This is a genomic window from Mycolicibacterium pulveris (assembly GCF_010725725.1).
GTDB lineage: Bacteria > Actinomycetota > Actinomycetes > Mycobacteriales > Mycobacteriaceae > Mycobacterium > Mycobacterium pulveris.
In genome coordinates, this window is the sequence record NZ_AP022599.1 from 2,489,314 (window position 1) to 2,504,049 (window position 14,736).

A 14,736-nucleotide genomic window follows, 5' to 3' on the forward strand; every position below is an offset into this window, starting at 1 on the left:
AGTCATCATGGGAATCGCGCTATCCACCAGTTTGAAGGCCCCGTTCGATGAAGCGGTGACGCGGACCCGGGAGGCGCTCGCCGACCAGGGTTTCGGCGTGCTCACCGAGATCGACGTGAAGGCCACGTTGAAGACCAAACTCGACGAGGACATGGAGAACTACCTGATCCTCGGCGCGTGTAACCCGCCGCTGGCGCACCAGGCGCTCGGCGTGCAACGCCAGATCGGGCTGCTGCTGCCGTGCAACGTCGTGGTCCGCAGCGACCCCGACGACCAGGAGACGACGCTCGTCGAGGCGATGAACCCCGAGATCCTCGTCGACGTCACCGGCGAGTCCGGGCTGAAACCGGTCGCCAACGAGGTCACCACCAAGCTGCAGGCGGCGATCGACGCGCTATCGAAGTCCTAGGCCAACGACGCCAGCGCCGTCTGCGGGTCATACCCGCCGAACTTGTGGAGTTCGTTGGCGCGCAGGCGATTCACCCACGCCGGGTCGGCCAGCAGCGCACGTCCGATCGCGACGATGTCGAACTCCCCGGCGTCGAACTGCTCGACGAGGCGGTCGACCGGCGCGGGCTGAATGACCTGCCCGCGCCGTTCACTGCGAAACTGTGTCTCCAACCCGACCGAGCCGACCGCGATGACAGGCACTCCCGCCGCCTTCTTGGTCCACCCGGCGAGGCTGAGTTCGCTGTCGTGGTCGGGAAACGCGGGCAGGTAATGCCTGCGCGTCGAGGGGTGCAGGACGTCGACGCCCGCCTCGACCAGCGGTGTCAGCAGTTGCTGTAACTGCGTCGGGTCCCCGGCGATGGAGGCGGTGTAGTCGGTGCCCTTCCACTGCGAGAACCGGAAGATGATCGGATAGTCGGGGCCGACCGCCCGACGCACCGCGGCCACCACCTCGGCGGGGAACCGGGTCCGCTCGATCAGCGAGCCACCGTAACCGTCGGTTCGCAGATTCGTCCGTTCCCAGAAGAATTGGTCCAACAGATAGCCGTGCGCGCCGTGCAGTTCGACGGCGTCGAAGCCGATCTCGCGCGCGGTGGCCGCGCTTCGCGCGTACAGCTGCGCGAACCGGCTCAGTTCGTCGGCCCGCAGCGCACGCCCCTTCGGCCGGCCGTGCCCGTCCACCCCCGACGGGCTGACCGGCGCCACGCCGTCGGCGTCGCCGCGTTCGGCGCCCTGATGCCACAGCTGTGCGGCGATGGTGGCGCCCTCGGCATGGACCGCCGCGACGACACGTCGCCAGCCGTCGAGCACGTTCTCGCCGGCGAGGGTCGGAATGCTGGACGGGTAACCCGCGGTGGGGTCGGGCAGCCGAATTCCCTCGGTGATGACCAGCCCGACGCCGCCGGCTGCACGCCGGCGGTAGTACTCGGCCACGTCGGCGCCCGGAACGCCGTCAGGGGAGGCCTGCCGGGTCATCGGCGCCATCGCGAAGCGGTTGGGAACTGTCATCGAGCGAACCGCAAGCGGTGTGAACAGATCGTCGAGGGCCATGCACGCCTCAACGCCGCGGCCCCGACGGGCATTCCGGGCACAGATCACCGGCTGGGACAATGCGGACATGGTCGAGCAGAGCATCTGGATGCAGAAGGTCACGGCCGATCCCGGACATTCGCACTGGTATATCGAGCGTTTCCGGTCCATGGCGCGCGCAGGCGAGGACCTGGTCGGCGAAGCGCGGCTGGTGGACGCGATGGCGCCGCGCGGCGCGCGCATCCTCGACGCCGGCTGCGGGCCCGGCCGGTTGTGCGGGTATCTGTCCGCGGCCGGGCACCAGGTGGTCGGGGTCGACGTCGACCCGGTGCTCATCGAGGCCGCCGAGCAGGACTATCCGGGCCCGCGCTACCTTGTCGGCGACCTCGCCGAGCTCGACCTGCCGGCACGCGGCATCCCCGAGCCGTTCGACGTCATCGTCTCGGCGGGCAACGTCATGACGTTCTTGGCACCGAGCACCCGGGTCCTGGTGCTGAGCCGATTGCGCGCCCACCTGGCCGCAGACGGCCGCGCGGTGATCGGGTTCGGCGCGGGCCGCGACTACCCGTTCGACCGGTTCTTCTCCGACGTGGCCGAGGCCGGGCTGGCGCCCGACCTGCTGTTGTCCACCTGGGATCTGCGGCCGTTCACCGAAGACTCCGACTTCCTGGTCGCGCTGCTACGGAGGGCGTAGGCGCAAGCCTCAGCGCGCCAGCGGTTTGTAGAACACCAGCCCGTTGCCCTTGTTGTCGTACACGACCGCGCGGCGTTCGTGCGCGTCGTCGTAGGGGCCCTTGACGATGCCGCCGCCGCTGGCCTCGATCGCCTTCGCGGCGCCGTCGACGTCAGCGGTCTTGATCCCGACGACAACCTGGCCGGGGATCGGGTGGTCGACCGCGGTGGCCAGCGCCAGGGTGACGGAGCCGCCGTCCAGCGCGGCGAAATGCGCACCGTCGCGGAACTTCAACGACATCCCGAGCGTCTCGGTGTAGAACCGAATCGACTCGTCGAGATCGTCGGTCGACAGGATGATCATCCGGACGTCATGGTCGCTCACATTTCCTCCTCGTTGTACTCCATATCACTTGTTCAGTGACGTCGGTGGCGCAGGTCGATCGAGATGTCCGAACCGCCGCTGCCTGCCCACACCCCCATGCCGTGCAGTGCGACCGCGCGGCTGATGTCGGACGGCGAGACGATGCCGACGAGGCGTCCGTGGTCGAACACCAGGGCGCGGCCGTCGGTGCACCCGCTGAGCCGCGGCAGCAGGTCGCTGAGCGGTTCATCTGGTGTGGCCGACGGGATGTCCTGCGGCGGGCAGGCCACATCGCGCAGCCGAACCACAGCGTGGTCGCGGACCGGAACGCCGCGCAACCGGTTGAAGGTGACCAACCCCTCGACCCGGCCGAAACCGTCGACCAACGGAAAGGCGGAGTGGCGGCGCAGCAACACCACGTCGCGCAGAAAGTCGGCGACGGTGCGGTCACCGGAAACCGTCTCGGGGTCGGCGGTCATCACGTCGCGGACCCGCACCCCGGACAGCATCGAGGTGGTGCGGGCCTGGTGCTCTTCCGCGCTGGCCATCGTCACGATGAACAGCCCCAACAGAATCCACCACAATCCGCCCGTGCCGTAGATGACCCGAAGCAGACCCAGGCCGATCATCACGAAGCCGAACAGCCGTCCCGCGCGGGCGGCCCAGACCGTCGCCTCGAACTGGTCGCCGCGCCACGCCCAGATCGCCGCCCGCAGGATGCGGCCACCGTCCAGCGGCGCAGCCGGAATGAGGTTGAACACGCCCAGCACCACGTTGATCAACGCCAGGTAGGACAACACCGCCACGGTCAGCGAACTGAGCCCCGCGCCGTCGGCGAGCATCGCCGCGACGCCGAACACCGCGGCGAGCAGGAAACTGGTGAGCGGGCCCACCACCGCGATACGGAACGCCGCGCCCGGCGTCAACGCGTCGCCGCGCAGCCGCGCCACACCGCCGAGCAGCCACAGCGTGATGTCCTCGACGCCGACGCCGTTGCGTCGCGCCCACACCGCATGCGCCAACTCGTGCGCCAGCAGCGACAACACGAACAGCGTGGCGGTCACGACCGCGGCGAGCACGTACTCCCAGGTCGCATAGCCCTCGGCGAGCACCCGGAACTGTACCGACAGGCCGATGACGAGCAACAGCACAATGCCCAACACGCTCCAGTGCACCCCGACGGACACACCGGCTAGCCGTCCCAGCCGTACCGTTGCCTTCACCATGGCTCCTTTCGTGGTTGACCCGGGATCCGCGGGCGGGATGGAGAAACCGCAGGTCCCATCGCAGTCGAGTATCCGTTACCCCGGCGGGCCGGCAGCCGGAATCGAGGTGACAAGATCGGCCTCCCAGAGCGCCTCGACGATCGCGAGCCGGTTGAGTTGGTTGGTGCCTTCGTAGATCTGGTTCAGCCGCGCGTCACGCAATCGCTTCTCGACGCCGCCGGCGGCATGGGCGCCGTCGTCGCCCAGCAACTCCACGGCGCGCGCACAGACGGCGACCGCCCGGTCACCGCAGTAGGTCTTGGCCGCGCTCGACACCGCCTGCGTCGGCGGGACGTGGCGCACGCCCTGCCAGACCATGGCCCGCATGGCCATCGTTTCCAGCCACAGGTCGGCCAGCGCCAGCTGGACCTCCTGGTAGGAGAGCAGCGGTTTGCCCCCGAGCCGGGTCTGTCGACAGTAGGCGGTCGCCGCTTCGGTTGCGCCGCGGGCGATGCCGACCGCGATCGCCGCGACCGGTAGCCGGGAGTAGTTGAGCACGTTGCGGTTCAGCGCCCAGCCCGACCGCTCGGCGCCGACGCGGTTCTCGGTCGGAACGAACACGTCGTCGAAGAACAACTCCGTCGCGTCCGCGGCGCGCTGGCCGAGTTTGTGTTCGCTGCGGCCGGTGCGAAAGCCTGGGGTGCCGCGTTTCACGACGAAGCAGGTCCAGTCCCGGTCCACCCGGGCGTGCCCGCCGTCCTCGGGTTCCAGCGTCGCGAACACGGTGACCAGGTCCGCGTGCGCGCCACCGGTGATGAACACCTTCTGCCCGTTGAGCACGTAGCCGCCCGCGGCGCGACGCGCGGTGGTGCCGAACCTGGCCGCCGGCGCGCCCGCGGAGTCTTCGACGTCGGACCCGGCCGCGGGTTCGGTGATGGCGAAGGCGGCCAGCCGGGCTCGGCCGGCGCGGTTGTCGCGGGTGATCGGCACCAGCCAGCGACGCACGCTTGCCAGGTCGCCGCTGAGCTGCAGCGGCGCCAGGCCGAGACCGTGTGCCAGCACGCTCAGCCCGAGCCCGGCGCACACGCTGGACAGCTCCTCCGCCTTGAGTACCTCGTGGAACAGCGTCCCGTCACCGAGGAACGCGCCCAACGGCATCGTGCCCCAGGGCGGGGGCAGCTGTTCGGACTGCAACCCGGCCCTGGCCGCGGCGGTGAGCAGCGGGCGCGGGTCGTATCCGGCCGGGTCGGCGTCGGCCCGTTCGAGCAACGGTGTCAGTTCCCGGCGGGCGAAGTCGCGATAGGCCCGGCGGCGGCGCGCCAGCCGGCGCGGCAGCGTCTTGGTCTCACGCTCCCACAGGCTCACGTCGTCAAGGTCGATCAGCACGCGACCGACGGGCTTGAGCAGTGCTGCCGAGCGCCGCAGTTCGGTCGAAGTCATCGGGCACCTCCCAGGCTGTGGCGCAGGAGCAGCAGCTGGTCGGGTCCGCCGTGCATCGCCCGCAGCGCGGTGAGATCGCGCAGCCGCTTCGAAAGGCCGTACTCGTCCATGTAGCCGTAGCCGCCGAGGGTCTGCAGCGCGTCGGTGACGGCCCGCGTCGCGTGCTCGCCCGCCGCCAGCCGCGCATCCGCGGCCCAGCGCAGCAGTTCGGTCGGATCGAGGTCGGTGACCGGCGTGGCGGCGTGGCGGCGCAGCACGTCCGCCAGCACCGCGGTGTCGTGTTCGGCCTTGCCGAGAAGCAGTTTGACCGCGGCGTGTTCGATGATCGGTGCGCCGCCCTGTATCCGGGTGAGGGCGTACTGGGTCGCGTCCGTGACGGCGTGTTCGGCGGCGCCGAGCGCGATCGCCGCCTGACCGAGCCAGTCGCATGCGACGGCGCGCCGTAGTTGTCGTTCGGCTGCTGGGCCCGTGGCGCGCACGTGGGCATCGTCGAGGCGTACCTGCTCGGCGTGCACGTCGGCGACGCCGCAGGCCCGCAACCCGATCCGCGTGCCGGTGGGCAGCAGACGAACACCGCCCAGGTCGGTGGGCACGACGACGACGGCCCAGGTGTCGTCGGTCGCGGGGCCGGTGCGCGCGGCGAGCACCAGCGCGTCGGCCCGCTGGGGTACAAGTGCGAAACGGGCTGTGCCGGAGAGCACTTGATCGCGCAGCATCAGGCCGTCACCGAACGTCCGGGCGTCCAGCGCGATCCCGACGGGCGGGCCGAACGCCGCGGCCAGCCGGGCATCGCCCGCGATGCCAGAGGGCGGCGTGGCGCCGCCGAGCAGCACCACCGCCACGCCCTGTGCGTGGATCGCGGTGGCCAGCCCCGCGCACACGTGGCCGAGGCGGCGCAGCATGTCCAGCGATGTTGCGGCACCGTCGGTTTCGATGTGTTGGCCCCACACTCCCCAGCGGCCGGTGTCCGGTTCGGTGTCGGCGAGAAGCCCGAGCGCTGCGGCATCGGCCAACAGTGGTTCGACGGCGGCTAAGTCGCCGTCGGGCGATTCTTCGGCGAACAACCGCTGCCGCGCTTTCGCGCCGAACCGCTCCACCGTGTCCAGCAGGAGGTCGGTGTCGTCGACGGCGGTCATCGATTCGCCGTTTCGCTCACCACCCGATCCGGGCTCGCCGCGCTGATCAACCGTTCCGTATCGTGGTCGTAACGCACTGTGTGCTCACCGAATTCGCGATCGGCACCCGGATAGCCGGCATACGGGCGATCGGACGGGCCCAGGTCTTCGCCGGCCGGGAGGATGGCGGTGTGGGTCAGGTAGGTCCGAGTGACGAGCGGCGTGGTGTCGAGGTCGAGATCGGCAAGGCCGCGGGCCACCGAATGGGTGCCCAGCGCCAGTTCGCCGCCGCGCAGTCCGGTCGCCACGTATGCCCGGGTGGGCACGATGGTGCGGATCAGCCGGTTGTCCTTCACCGTGAAGGTCGTCAGCGGCGTGCGTTCCAGTGCGACTCGACCGGACCGACGAACCTCGAGGTGCAGGATTTCCTCGCCGCTTTCGCGCAGCGTGACCGATTGACGTTCGGGGAAGCTCTCAAATGCCATGTCGGCCACGAACTTCGGATAACCCCAGATACGTCGCCCGGCTTCGCAAGCGATGGCCGAGGTCACCGGCAGGTGCGCGACGAAGCCGCCGAACCCGTGCAGATAGCCGCTCGCCAGACCCAATACCGGCGGTGCGTCACGGTCCATCGTGCACAGCGGGCTGATCCCGATCTCCCCGTAGGGGCCTACGCTGGTCTCGAGGTAGTTGTACGCCACCACGGCGACCGCGGCGCGGCCGCGAGGGAGTCGCACCGGCCGCAACCGGTCAGACGGCAGAAGCGCGCGAACCGCGTCCTGGTCGGCGGTGAACACCCCCATGAAGCAGTCGGTGCGCCAATACCGAATCGGCAGATCGATGCTGGTGACGCCGATGTCCACGCCACGTTCGCTCGGACCGTCCCAGGCGAGAAACGAAGCCGACGATTGGCGCCGGCGGAACCGTGTTGTCATCGTCGAACCTCCCACAGCCGTGAACAACTGGGACATATGTCGAAATTACGTCGGCACAGCGCGTCGACGTAGGGCCGAAAGACGTCGAAATAGGGCCGAAAGGCCCACGAGAACCTCGGGTGGCCGGGCATGTCGAAAACGACGAGACGGCTCCGTCTCACAGATGAGCGACCAACTAGGGTCGCCACTTGCGAAGGGAGAACCTCATGGCCAAGTACCTGCTGCTCAAGCACTACCGGGGTGCGCCCGCCGCCGTCAACGACCTGCCGATGGATCAGTGGACACCGGCCGAGGTCGAGGCGCATCTGAAGTACATGAACGACTTCGCGGCCCGTTTGGAGGCCAGCGGCGAATACGTCGACAGCCAGGCCCTGGCGCCCGAAGGAACCTGGGTGCGCTACGACGGCGAAGGGAAGCCACCGGTGACCGACGGCCCGTTCGCCGAGACCAAGGACCTGATCGCGGGCTGGATGATCATCGACGTCGACTCCTACCAACGGGCGCTCGAATTGGCAGGTGAGCTGTCGGCGGCGCCGGGCGCGGGCGGCAAGCCGATCCACGAGTGGCTCGAGGTGCGGCCGTTTCTGGGCGCGTCGCCGACGATCACCGAGTAGGTGGCGGTCGCCGGCATGGACTCAGCGGACGAGGCGCAGCTGCGGGACGTGATCCCCGGTGTGCTGGCGACGCTCGTCCGCCGCGGGGCCGACTTCGCCACCGCCGAGGATGCGGTGCAGGAGGCGCTGGTCCGGGCCATCGAGACCTGGCCGGACCAGCGCCCCGACGATCCCAAGGCCTGGCTGATCATCACGGCATGGCGCCGGTTCGTCGACCTGAGCCGGGCCGATGTGGCCCGTCGTCGCCGCGAGGCCCGGGTGTCGGCGGATCCGCCGCCCGGGCCCGCGCCCCGCACCGACGACACCCTGCAGCTGTACTTCCTGTGTGCGCACCCGAGCCTGACCCCGGCGTCGGCGGTGGCGCTCACGCTGCGTGCCGTAGGCGGGCTGACCACCAGGCAGATCGCACAGGCCTGTCTCGTCCCCGAATCGACGATGGCGCAGCGGATCAGCCGGGCCAAGCGCACCGTGAGCCAGGTACGGCTCGATCGTCCGGGGAATTTGAGCACCGTGCTGCGCGTGCTGTACCTGGTGTTCAACGAGGGGTACACCGGCGATGTCGACCTCGCCGCCGAGGCGATCCGGCTGGCCCGTCAGCTCGCCGCGGCCGCCGATGACCCCGAGGTCGCCGGCCTGTTGGCGCTCTTCCTGCTTCACCACGCCAGGCGTCCGGCCCGCACCCGCGCCGACGGCAGCCTGGTGCCCCTGGCCGAACAGGACCGCAGCCTGTGGCGGCGCGACCTGATCGCCGAGGGAGTGGCCGTGCTGCAGGCCGCGCTGGCCCGCGACCGGCTCGGCGAATATCAGGCGCAGGCCGCGATCGCCGCGTTGCACGCCGACGCGCAAACCGCCGATCAGACCGATTGGGTGCAGATTGTCGAGTGGTATGACGAGCTCGTGAAGCTGACCGATAGCCCGGTCGTGCGGCTCAACCGCGCTGTCGCCGTAGGGGAGGCCGACGGACCGCACGCCGGCCTGGCCGCGCTGGCCGGGCTCGACGCGTCGCTTCCGCGCTACACCGCGGCCGTCGCCTATCTCCGGGAGCGCGCAGGCGACCTCGCCGAGGCCGCGCGCCTCTACAGCGAGGCGGCTTCGCAGGCGCAGACTCTCGCCGAGCGCAACCACCTCACATTGCGGGCGGCCACTCTGCGCCAACGTCTTTCGAGCCGGTGATGCGCCGAGCGCTACGGTGCCGCCCGAGCCTTGACGAACGAGCGCACGTCGGCGACGAGGTAGAACGGAAGAGCACTACGAGGCGTGGCTCGACCCTGTCGACGGCGACTACGGCTGCCGGCGCGGTTGACCGTCGCCATGGTCGACCAGGCTGTCCAAGGCGTGCTGCCATTGGGCGGAGCGGATCCGGTTGCACAGCCCCCTTGTGATGACGACAACGGCTGCCATCGCGCTGACGACACCGACCAGCACCGACGCGCAGATGGCCACTGCTTCGACGGCCGCGCTGCCGATCGGCTGCACATGGCCCAGCCGCCGCTGAGCCGCACCATCAGGCAGCTGGAGCATCAGCTGGGCACCCGCCTGTTCGACCGCAACACCCGCACGGTGCGGCTGACCGCCAGCGGCGAAGCCCTTGTGACGCCGGCGCGGGAGGTTCTGGCCGCGGTGCGCCGTGCCGAGATCGCAGTACGCAACGCCGGTGGCGGAGCGGCCGGGGTGGTGCGGATCGCCTTCGCCGGCATGTCGACGCACCCGCACGTCGCCCGGCTGGCACGCGTCGTGCGCTCCCGGCGCCCGGGCATCCGCCTCGAGTTGTCCAGCCAGAACTTCGCGCAGCCGGCGATGCAGAAGCTCGTCCGCAACGAGACCGACATCGCGCTGGGCCGCTGGGATGTGATTCCCGCCGACATCGACTCGAGGGTCGTGATGGCCGACGAGCTGGTCATCGCGCTACCCGACACCCACCCGCTGGCCGGAGTGGACCGGATCTCGGCCCACCAGCTGGCCGACGAGGGTTTCGTGTCGTTGCCCGCATACCAGGGCTCGGTGCTTCCCGACCGGTTACGCCTACTCGCTCAGGCCAGCGGCTTCGTGGCCGACGTGGTCCAGGTCGCGCCGGACACCCAGACCGCGCTGGCGCTGGTCAGCGCCGAGGTGGGGTGCCATCTCACCTTCGCCTCGGTGGCGCGCAACGCCGTCGACCCGCGCGTGGTCTTCGTCCCGATCGACACCACCGCCGTGCCTGACCTCGATGTGGATCTGCGCGCCGCGTGGCGGCGTGCCGATCGGACGCCAGCATTGCGCGAGGTGTTGGACTGCCTGTTCGACCCGCACGACGGCGGCTGAGCACACGTCAGAAGTTTTTCGTCTTGCGTTGCGGGGGATAAGGGGCAAGCTGGCAAGTATCGACGTTGGAGGCCCCCATGCAGCCGATTCTCCCGACCGACGCGTTGTTCCTGCTCGGTGAATCCCGCGAGCACCCAATGCATGTCGGCGGCCTGCAGTTGTTCGAGCCACCCCAGGGCAGCGGGCCGGAGTTTCTGCGCGCGCTCTCCGACGCCCTGCTGACCCAGACCGACCTGACGCCGACGTTCCGTAAGCACCCGGCGTTCTTGGGCGGGCTGACCAACGTGATGTGGTCCTCCGACAAGAACGTCGAACTCGACTACCACCTGCGCCGGTCCGCGCTGCCTGCGCCGGGCCGGGTCCGCGAGCTGTTGGAGCTGACCTCGCGGCTACACGGCACGCTGCTCGACCGGCACCGTCCGCTGTGGGAGGCGCATCTCATCGAGGGGCTCGACGACGGCCGGTTCGCGGTTTACACCAAGTTCCACCACTCGTTGATCGACGGCGTCTCGGCGATGAAGCTGATGCAGCGGGTGCTGTCGACCGATCCCGCCGACAGCGAGGTGCGCGCACCGTGGAGCCTGCCGCCCAGGCGCAAGCCGGCCGACTCCGGGCCGTCGCTGTTGCGCACGCTGGGCCAGGTCGCCAGTTCGGTTGCGGGCCTTGCCCCCAACACGCTCTCGCTGGCGCGGGCGGCACTGCTCGAGCAGGAGCTCACGCTGCCGTTCCGGGCGCCCAAGACGATGCTGAACGTCCGCATCGGCGGGGCCCGGCGCGTCGCCGCACAGTCCTGGGCGCTGGAGCGCATCAGAAACGTCAAGGCCGCGGCCGGGGTGACCGTCAACGACGTCGTGCTCGCGATGTGCGCGGGCGCGCTGCGGGCCTATCTGGCCGAGGAGGACGCGCTTCCCGCTACCCCGCTGGTGGCGATGGTCCCGGTCAACCTGCGCACCGCCAACGATGCCGACGGCGGCGGGAACCTGGTCGGCGCGATCCTGTGCAACCTCGCCACCGACGTCGAGGACCCGGCGCGCCGCGTCGAAGCCATCGCCGCGTCGATGCGCGACAACAAGAGGGTGTACTCGGAGCTGCCGCGCGTGCAACAGCTCGCGGTGTCGGCGTTTCTGATCAGCGGCCTGGCGTTCGCGCTGCTGCCGGGCTTCGTGCAGACTGCGCCGCCGCCGTTCAACATCGTCATCTCCAACGTGCCCGGCGCGCGGGAACCGTTGTACTGGAACGGAGCCCGCCTCGACGGCAACTATCCGCTGTCGATCCCGCTCGACGGCCAGGCGCTCAACATCACGATGGCCACCAACGCCGACCAGCTCGACTTCGGCCTGGTCGGGTGCCGGCGCAGCGTTCCGCACCTGCAGCGGCTGCTCGGTCACCTCGAGACGTCGTTGAAAGACCTCGAGCGCGCCGTGCGCGCATGACGGCGACACCGCCGCTCGCTCAACCGAATTCCAACAGCGTGTAGGCGCCGCGGAAGTTCTTGGTCAGCCGCAGCCGCCAGAGGGCGGGGAACACCTTCTCGAAGAAGAAGCCGCGGCCCCGCGGCATCGGGAGGTCGTGCACGGCGCGAATGCCGGGCACGGTGTCGGCCAGATCGGCCAGCTGTGACGCCGACAGGCTGAACGGCATCGGCGGGACACGGTACCGACGGGAGGACCGCATCCCTTTCGGCGCGAACTTCTTCACCAGCACCGGCGGCAGGTCGAAGATCATCTGCCCACCGGGAAACCGGGTGGGGCACTCGGTGATCAGGTCCATGGCCTCCTCGGGCTGCAGGTACATCAGCAGACCCTCGGCGGTGATGAAGACGCCGGCGCTGGTGTCCACCGCATCCATCCAGCCGTAGTCCAGCGCCGACTGCGCGATGTTGGTGATCCGCGGCGACGACGGTAACAGCTTCTTGCGCAGAGCGATGATCGGCTCGAAATCGACTGTGATCCAGCGGAAGTCCGCGTCGGGTAGCGCCTTGCTCAACCGCCAGAAAGTGGTCTGCAGTCCCTCGGCGAGGGCGACCACGGTGGCCGACGGGTGCGCCGACAGGTATTCGATCGCGGCCCGGTCGAACGCCAACGAGCGCAGCGCCATCTCCTGGCCCTTGCGGCCGAACTTGTCGAAGTCGAAGTCGATGGCCTCGACGAGGCGGATCGCCATGGGGTCGTCGATGATGGCCTTCGGGTGGCGGGCCTGGTGCGCGCGCCCGTTGAGGGTCAGCAGCGCTGTCTCCGAGACCTCGGTCAAGATGCTGGCGTCGGCGTCGACGGGTTCGGCGGGTTCCACCACATCAAACCTACCTGGGCAGGTGCACAGCAGCGGGCGCAGTCAGGCGTATACGGTCCAGATATGAATCGAGTTGCGGTGATCACGGGCGGCGCGGGTGGCATGGGTCGGGCGACGGCGGAGGTCGTCGGACGCGACCACACGGTGGTGCTCTGCGATGTGCGGGCCGACCGCCTCGACAGCGTGGCCGCAGCGCTGGGCGAACTGGGTATCGAGCCGACCACCGTGCACTGCGACGTCACCGACCGGCAGGCGGTCACCCGCCTGTTCGAGACCGCCGGCGGGCTCGGCGTCCTGGCCTCAGTCATCCACACCGCGGGGGTGAGCCCGAGCATGGGCGACGCCGAGTACGTGATGAGGACCAACGCGTTGGGCACGGTCAACGTCAACGAGGTGTTCTACCAGGTGGCCGGCGAGGGTTCGGCGATCGTCAACGTCGCCTCGATGGCCGCCCACATGCTGCCGGACGAGATGATCCCCACCTCGAAGTTTCCGTTGGCGCTCAAGGACGAGGACGCCTTCATGGCGGACATGCTCTCGGCCTGCGAGATCGTTCCGGAGGAGGCACGTTCCGGCATCTCCTACGCGCTGAGCAAGAGCTTCGTCAGGTGGTACTCCACAGCTCAGGCCGAACGGTTCAACGGCCGAGGGTTGCGGGTCGTCTCGGTTTCCCCGGGGTCCATCGACACCGAGATGGGTAGGTTGGAGGAACATGCCGGCGCCGGCGCCATGGTCGCCGACGCCGCGGTGCCCCGCTGGGGCCGACCGGAGGAGATGGCGGCGCTGCTCGCCTTCTGTGCCAGCGACAAAGCCGGCTACCTCACCGGGACGGATATCTTGAACGATGGCGGAGTGATCGCCTCCATGAAGGAGCGCGCGAGGAAGGCCGCCGAGGAAGGGTGAACCCGCGTGACCGACGAACGCCAACCCGGCCGTGACGCCTCGGCGCCGCGTGCGATCCGGCGTCCGACGGTCGATGCGGCCACCGAGCGGGCCTTCGGCCGACCCGACGGTGACGGCGCTGCCGACCCCACTGCCGACCGTGATCAGGGCGCGTACACCCCGACGAACCAGGAACCCGGCCCGGTGCTCGCCGCCGCGTTCGGTGCGCCAGCCGACTCCGACGATTTCGGCGATTCCGGTGACGACGCGATCGACTTCGACGGTGAGGCCGCCCCGGCTCCCGCGCCCGCCCCTGCCGCCCCGCCGCCCACGCCCGCCGAGAAACTCGGTGTTCGCGACGTCCTGTTCGGCACGCGACTGAAGCTGACGGCGCTGGTCACCCTCGCGGTCATCGCGTTGGTTCTCGGCCTGGTCGGCGGCTGGGTGGGCCGCAAGACCGCCGAGGTCATCGAGGCGTTCACCACGTCGAAGGTCACGCTCTCGACCGGTGACAGAGGTGACCTGCCCGAGGGCCGGTTCGCCAAAGTGGCTGCTGCCGTGGCCGATTCCGTTGTCACCGTGGAAGCCGTCAGTGACACGGAGGGCTCCCAGGGCTCGGGGGTGGTGGTCGACGGGCGCGGATACATCGTCACCAACAACCACGTGATCGCCGACGCCGCCTCGGCTCCCGACCGGTACCAGATCTCGGTGATCTTCAACGACGGCAAAGAGGTGGTGGCCAACCTCGTCGGCGCCGACCCGAAGACCGACCTGGCCGTCCTCAAGGTCGACGACGTCGACAACCTGACCGTCGCGCGGCTCGGCGACTCCGACAAGCTGCGGGTGGGCGACGAGGTGATCGCCGCGGGCGCCCCTCTGGGCCTGCGCAGCACCGACACCCAGGGCATCATCAGCGCGCTCGACCGCGCGGTGCGGATCCCGGGTGAGGGCTCCGACGAGATCGTGATCGCGGCCGTGCAGACGGACGCGCCGATCAATCACGGCAACTCCGGCGGTCCGTTGATCAACATGAACGCCGAGGTGATCGGTATCAACACCGCGGGCAAGTCGCTCTCAGACAGCGCCAGCGGCCTGGGCTTCGCGATCCCGGCCAACGAGATGAAGCACGTCGTCGAGAACCTGATCCGCACCGGCGAGATCAGGCACCCGACCCTCGGGCTGACCGCGGAATCGGTCAGTGACCCCGACCCCACCGGGGCGCGGGTGACCCGCGTCGTCTCGGGCGGCCCGGCCGACCGGGCCGGGGTCAAGGAGAACGACGTCGTCGTCAAGATCGGTGACCGTCCGATCGACGGCGTCGACGAGTTCGTGGTGGCGGTTCGGCGCCTGTCGGTCGGTCAGGACGCGCCGATGGAGGTGATCCGCGACGGCCAGCGTGTCACGCTGACCATCAACCCGGAGCCCGACAAGAACCGCTAG

At 69.5% G+C, this 14,736-nt stretch carries 16 protein-coding genes; 8 read left to right on the forward strand and 8 right to left on the reverse strand.

Annotated features, from left to right (window positions below; all coding sequences use genetic code 11):
• Positions 1-7: 7 nt before the first annotated feature.
• Entirely contained in the window at positions 8-409 is a 402-nt protein-coding gene (locus tag G6N28_RS11970; RefSeq protein WP_163900518.1) for a DUF302 domain-containing protein, read from the forward strand.
• Here the strand turns inward: G6N28_RS11970 and G6N28_RS11975 are convergent.
• Positions 406-1,500: an NADH:flavin oxidoreductase gene (locus G6N28_RS11975; protein WP_163906154.1), complete on the reverse strand. Its 1,095-nt coding sequence runs from the start codon at positions 1,498-1,500 to the stop codon at positions 406-408. The genes G6N28_RS11970 and G6N28_RS11975 overlap by 4 nt on opposite strands.
• Before the next feature lie 67 nt (positions 1,501-1,567).
• Here G6N28_RS11975 and G6N28_RS11980 point away from each other — a divergent pair, with 67 nt between their 5' ends.
• Positions 1,568-2,173, forward strand: coding sequence for a class I SAM-dependent methyltransferase (locus G6N28_RS11980; RefSeq protein WP_163900519.1), 606 nt, complete (start codon positions 1,568-1,570; stop codon positions 2,171-2,173).
• A 9-nt stretch (positions 2,174-2,182) separates the two neighbouring features.
• Here the strand turns inward: G6N28_RS11980 and G6N28_RS11985 are convergent, their stop codons facing one another.
• The 5 genes from G6N28_RS11985 to G6N28_RS12005 all read right to left on the reverse strand — a co-directional run bounded on the left by G6N28_RS11985 (position 2,183) and on the right by G6N28_RS12005 (position 7,210).
• Positions 2,183-2,515, reverse strand: coding sequence for a VOC family protein (locus G6N28_RS11985; RefSeq protein ID WP_276001023.1), 333 nt, complete (start codon positions 2,513-2,515; stop codon positions 2,183-2,185).
• A gap of 53 nt (positions 2,516-2,568) precedes the next feature.
• Positions 2,569-3,741: a site-2 protease family protein gene (locus G6N28_RS11990; RefSeq protein WP_197745783.1), complete on the reverse strand. Its 1,173-nt coding sequence runs from the start codon at positions 3,739-3,741 to the stop codon at positions 2,569-2,571.
• A gap of 75 nt (positions 3,742-3,816) precedes the next feature.
• A complete protein-coding gene (locus G6N28_RS11995) occupies positions 3,817-5,160 on the reverse strand; it encodes an acyl-CoA dehydrogenase family protein (protein ID WP_163900523.1) in 1,344 nt (447 codons plus the stop codon).
• The gene (locus G6N28_RS12000; RefSeq protein ID WP_163900525.1) at positions 5,157-6,296 is read right to left on the reverse strand and encodes an acyl-CoA dehydrogenase family protein; all 1,140 of its coding nucleotides are present in this window, start codon (positions 6,294-6,296) and stop codon (positions 5,157-5,159) included. The genes G6N28_RS11995 and G6N28_RS12000 overlap by 4 nt, the downstream gene beginning before the upstream one ends.
• Positions 6,293-7,210, reverse strand: coding sequence for an acetoacetate decarboxylase family protein (locus G6N28_RS12005; RefSeq protein ID WP_163900527.1), 918 nt, complete (start codon positions 7,208-7,210; stop codon positions 6,293-6,295). The genes G6N28_RS12000 and G6N28_RS12005 overlap by 4 nt, the downstream gene beginning before the upstream one ends.
• A 206-nt stretch (positions 7,211-7,416) precedes the next feature.
• Here G6N28_RS12005 and G6N28_RS12010 point away from each other — a divergent pair, with 206 nt between their 5' ends.
• Together G6N28_RS12010 and G6N28_RS12015 are read left to right on the forward strand one after the other, a co-directional pair.
• Positions 7,417-7,824, forward strand: coding sequence for a YciI family protein (locus tag G6N28_RS12010; RefSeq protein ID WP_046751935.1), 408 nt, complete (start codon positions 7,417-7,419; stop codon positions 7,822-7,824).
• A 15-nt stretch (positions 7,825-7,839) separates the two neighbouring features.
• The gene (locus G6N28_RS12015) at positions 7,840-8,997 is read left to right on the forward strand and encodes an RNA polymerase sigma factor (protein WP_163900529.1); all 1,158 of its coding nucleotides are present in this window, start codon (positions 7,840-7,842) and stop codon (positions 8,995-8,997) included.
• A 108-nt stretch (positions 8,998-9,105) separates the two neighbouring features.
• Here G6N28_RS12015 and G6N28_RS27055 read toward each other — a convergent pair whose 3' ends face one another.
• Positions 9,106-9,300 (reverse strand): hypothetical protein, encoded by a 195-nt coding sequence (locus G6N28_RS27055; protein WP_235674550.1) that lies wholly within the window; start codon positions 9,298-9,300, stop codon positions 9,106-9,108.
• On the opposite strand from G6N28_RS27055, the gene G6N28_RS12020 reads away from it, so the two are divergent.
• Positions 9,301-10,125 carry a LysR family transcriptional regulator gene (locus G6N28_RS12020; RefSeq protein ID WP_235674551.1) on the forward strand — a complete coding sequence of 275 codons (825 nt, stop codon included), beginning with the start codon at positions 9,301-9,303 and terminating at the stop codon, positions 10,123-10,125.
• A 77-nt stretch (positions 10,126-10,202) separates the two neighbouring features.
• A complete protein-coding gene (locus G6N28_RS12025; RefSeq protein WP_163900531.1) occupies positions 10,203-11,558 on the forward strand; it encodes a WS/DGAT/MGAT family O-acyltransferase in 1,356 nt (451 codons plus the stop codon).
• Between the two features lie 19 nt (positions 11,559-11,577).
• Here G6N28_RS12025 and G6N28_RS12030 read toward each other — a convergent pair whose 3' ends face one another.
• Positions 11,578-12,414 (reverse strand): class I SAM-dependent methyltransferase, encoded by an 837-nt coding sequence (locus tag G6N28_RS12030; RefSeq protein WP_407664955.1) that lies wholly within the window; start codon positions 12,412-12,414, stop codon positions 11,578-11,580.
• A 63-nt stretch (positions 12,415-12,477) separates the two neighbouring features.
• On the opposite strand from G6N28_RS12030, the gene G6N28_RS12035 reads away from it, so the two are divergent.
• The gene (locus G6N28_RS12035) at positions 12,478-13,317 is read left to right on the forward strand and encodes an SDR family oxidoreductase (RefSeq protein WP_163900534.1); all 840 of its coding nucleotides are present in this window, start codon (positions 12,478-12,480) and stop codon (positions 13,315-13,317) included.
• Positions 13,318-13,323: 6 nt separating this feature from the next.
• Entirely contained in the window at positions 13,324-14,736 is a 1,413-nt protein-coding gene (locus G6N28_RS12040; protein ID WP_163900536.1) for a S1C family serine protease, read from the forward strand.

What these genes read in the sequence shown, in the direction of transcription:
- G6N28_RS12025 (WP_163900531.1), top strand. Translation starts at nt 10,203, where the DNA reads ATGCAGCCGATTCTCCCGACCGACGCGTTGTTCCTGCTCGGTGAATCC.
- G6N28_RS12005 (WP_163900527.1), bottom strand. Translation starts at nt 7,210, where the DNA reads ATGACAACACGGTTCCGCCGGCGCCAATCGTCGGCTTCGTTTCTCGCC.
- G6N28_RS12015 (WP_163900529.1), top strand. Translation starts at nt 7,840, where the DNA reads ATGGACTCAGCGGACGAGGCGCAGCTGCGGGACGTGATCCCCGGTGTG.
- G6N28_RS11985 (WP_276001023.1), bottom strand. Translation starts at nt 2,515, where the DNA reads ATGATCATCCTGTCGACCGACGATCTCGACGAGTCGATTCGGTTCTAC.
- G6N28_RS12035 (WP_163900534.1), top strand. Translation starts at nt 12,478, where the DNA reads ATGAATCGAGTTGCGGTGATCACGGGCGGCGCGGGTGGCATGGGTCGG.
- G6N28_RS11980 (WP_163900519.1), top strand. Translation starts at nt 1,568, where the DNA reads ATGGTCGAGCAGAGCATCTGGATGCAGAAGGTCACGGCCGATCCCGGA.
- G6N28_RS12010 (WP_046751935.1), top strand. Translation starts at nt 7,417, where the DNA reads ATGGCCAAGTACCTGCTGCTCAAGCACTACCGGGGTGCGCCCGCCGCC.
- G6N28_RS12020 (WP_235674551.1), top strand. Translation starts at nt 9,301, where the DNA reads ATGGCCCAGCCGCCGCTGAGCCGCACCATCAGGCAGCTGGAGCATCAG.
- G6N28_RS11995 (WP_163900523.1), bottom strand. Translation starts at nt 5,160, where the DNA reads ATGACTTCGACCGAACTGCGGCGCTCGGCAGCACTGCTCAAGCCCGTC.
- G6N28_RS11970 (WP_163900518.1), top strand. Translation starts at nt 8, where the DNA reads ATGGGAATCGCGCTATCCACCAGTTTGAAGGCCCCGTTCGATGAAGCG.
- G6N28_RS11990 (WP_197745783.1), bottom strand. Translation starts at nt 3,741, where the DNA reads ATGGTGAAGGCAACGGTACGGCTGGGACGGCTAGCCGGTGTGTCCGTC.
- G6N28_RS12000 (WP_163900525.1), bottom strand. Translation starts at nt 6,296, where the DNA reads ATGACCGCCGTCGACGACACCGACCTCCTGCTGGACACGGTGGAGCGG.
- G6N28_RS11975 (WP_163906154.1), bottom strand. Translation starts at nt 1,500, where the DNA reads ATGGCCCTCGACGATCTGTTCACACCGCTTGCGGTTCGCTCGATGACA.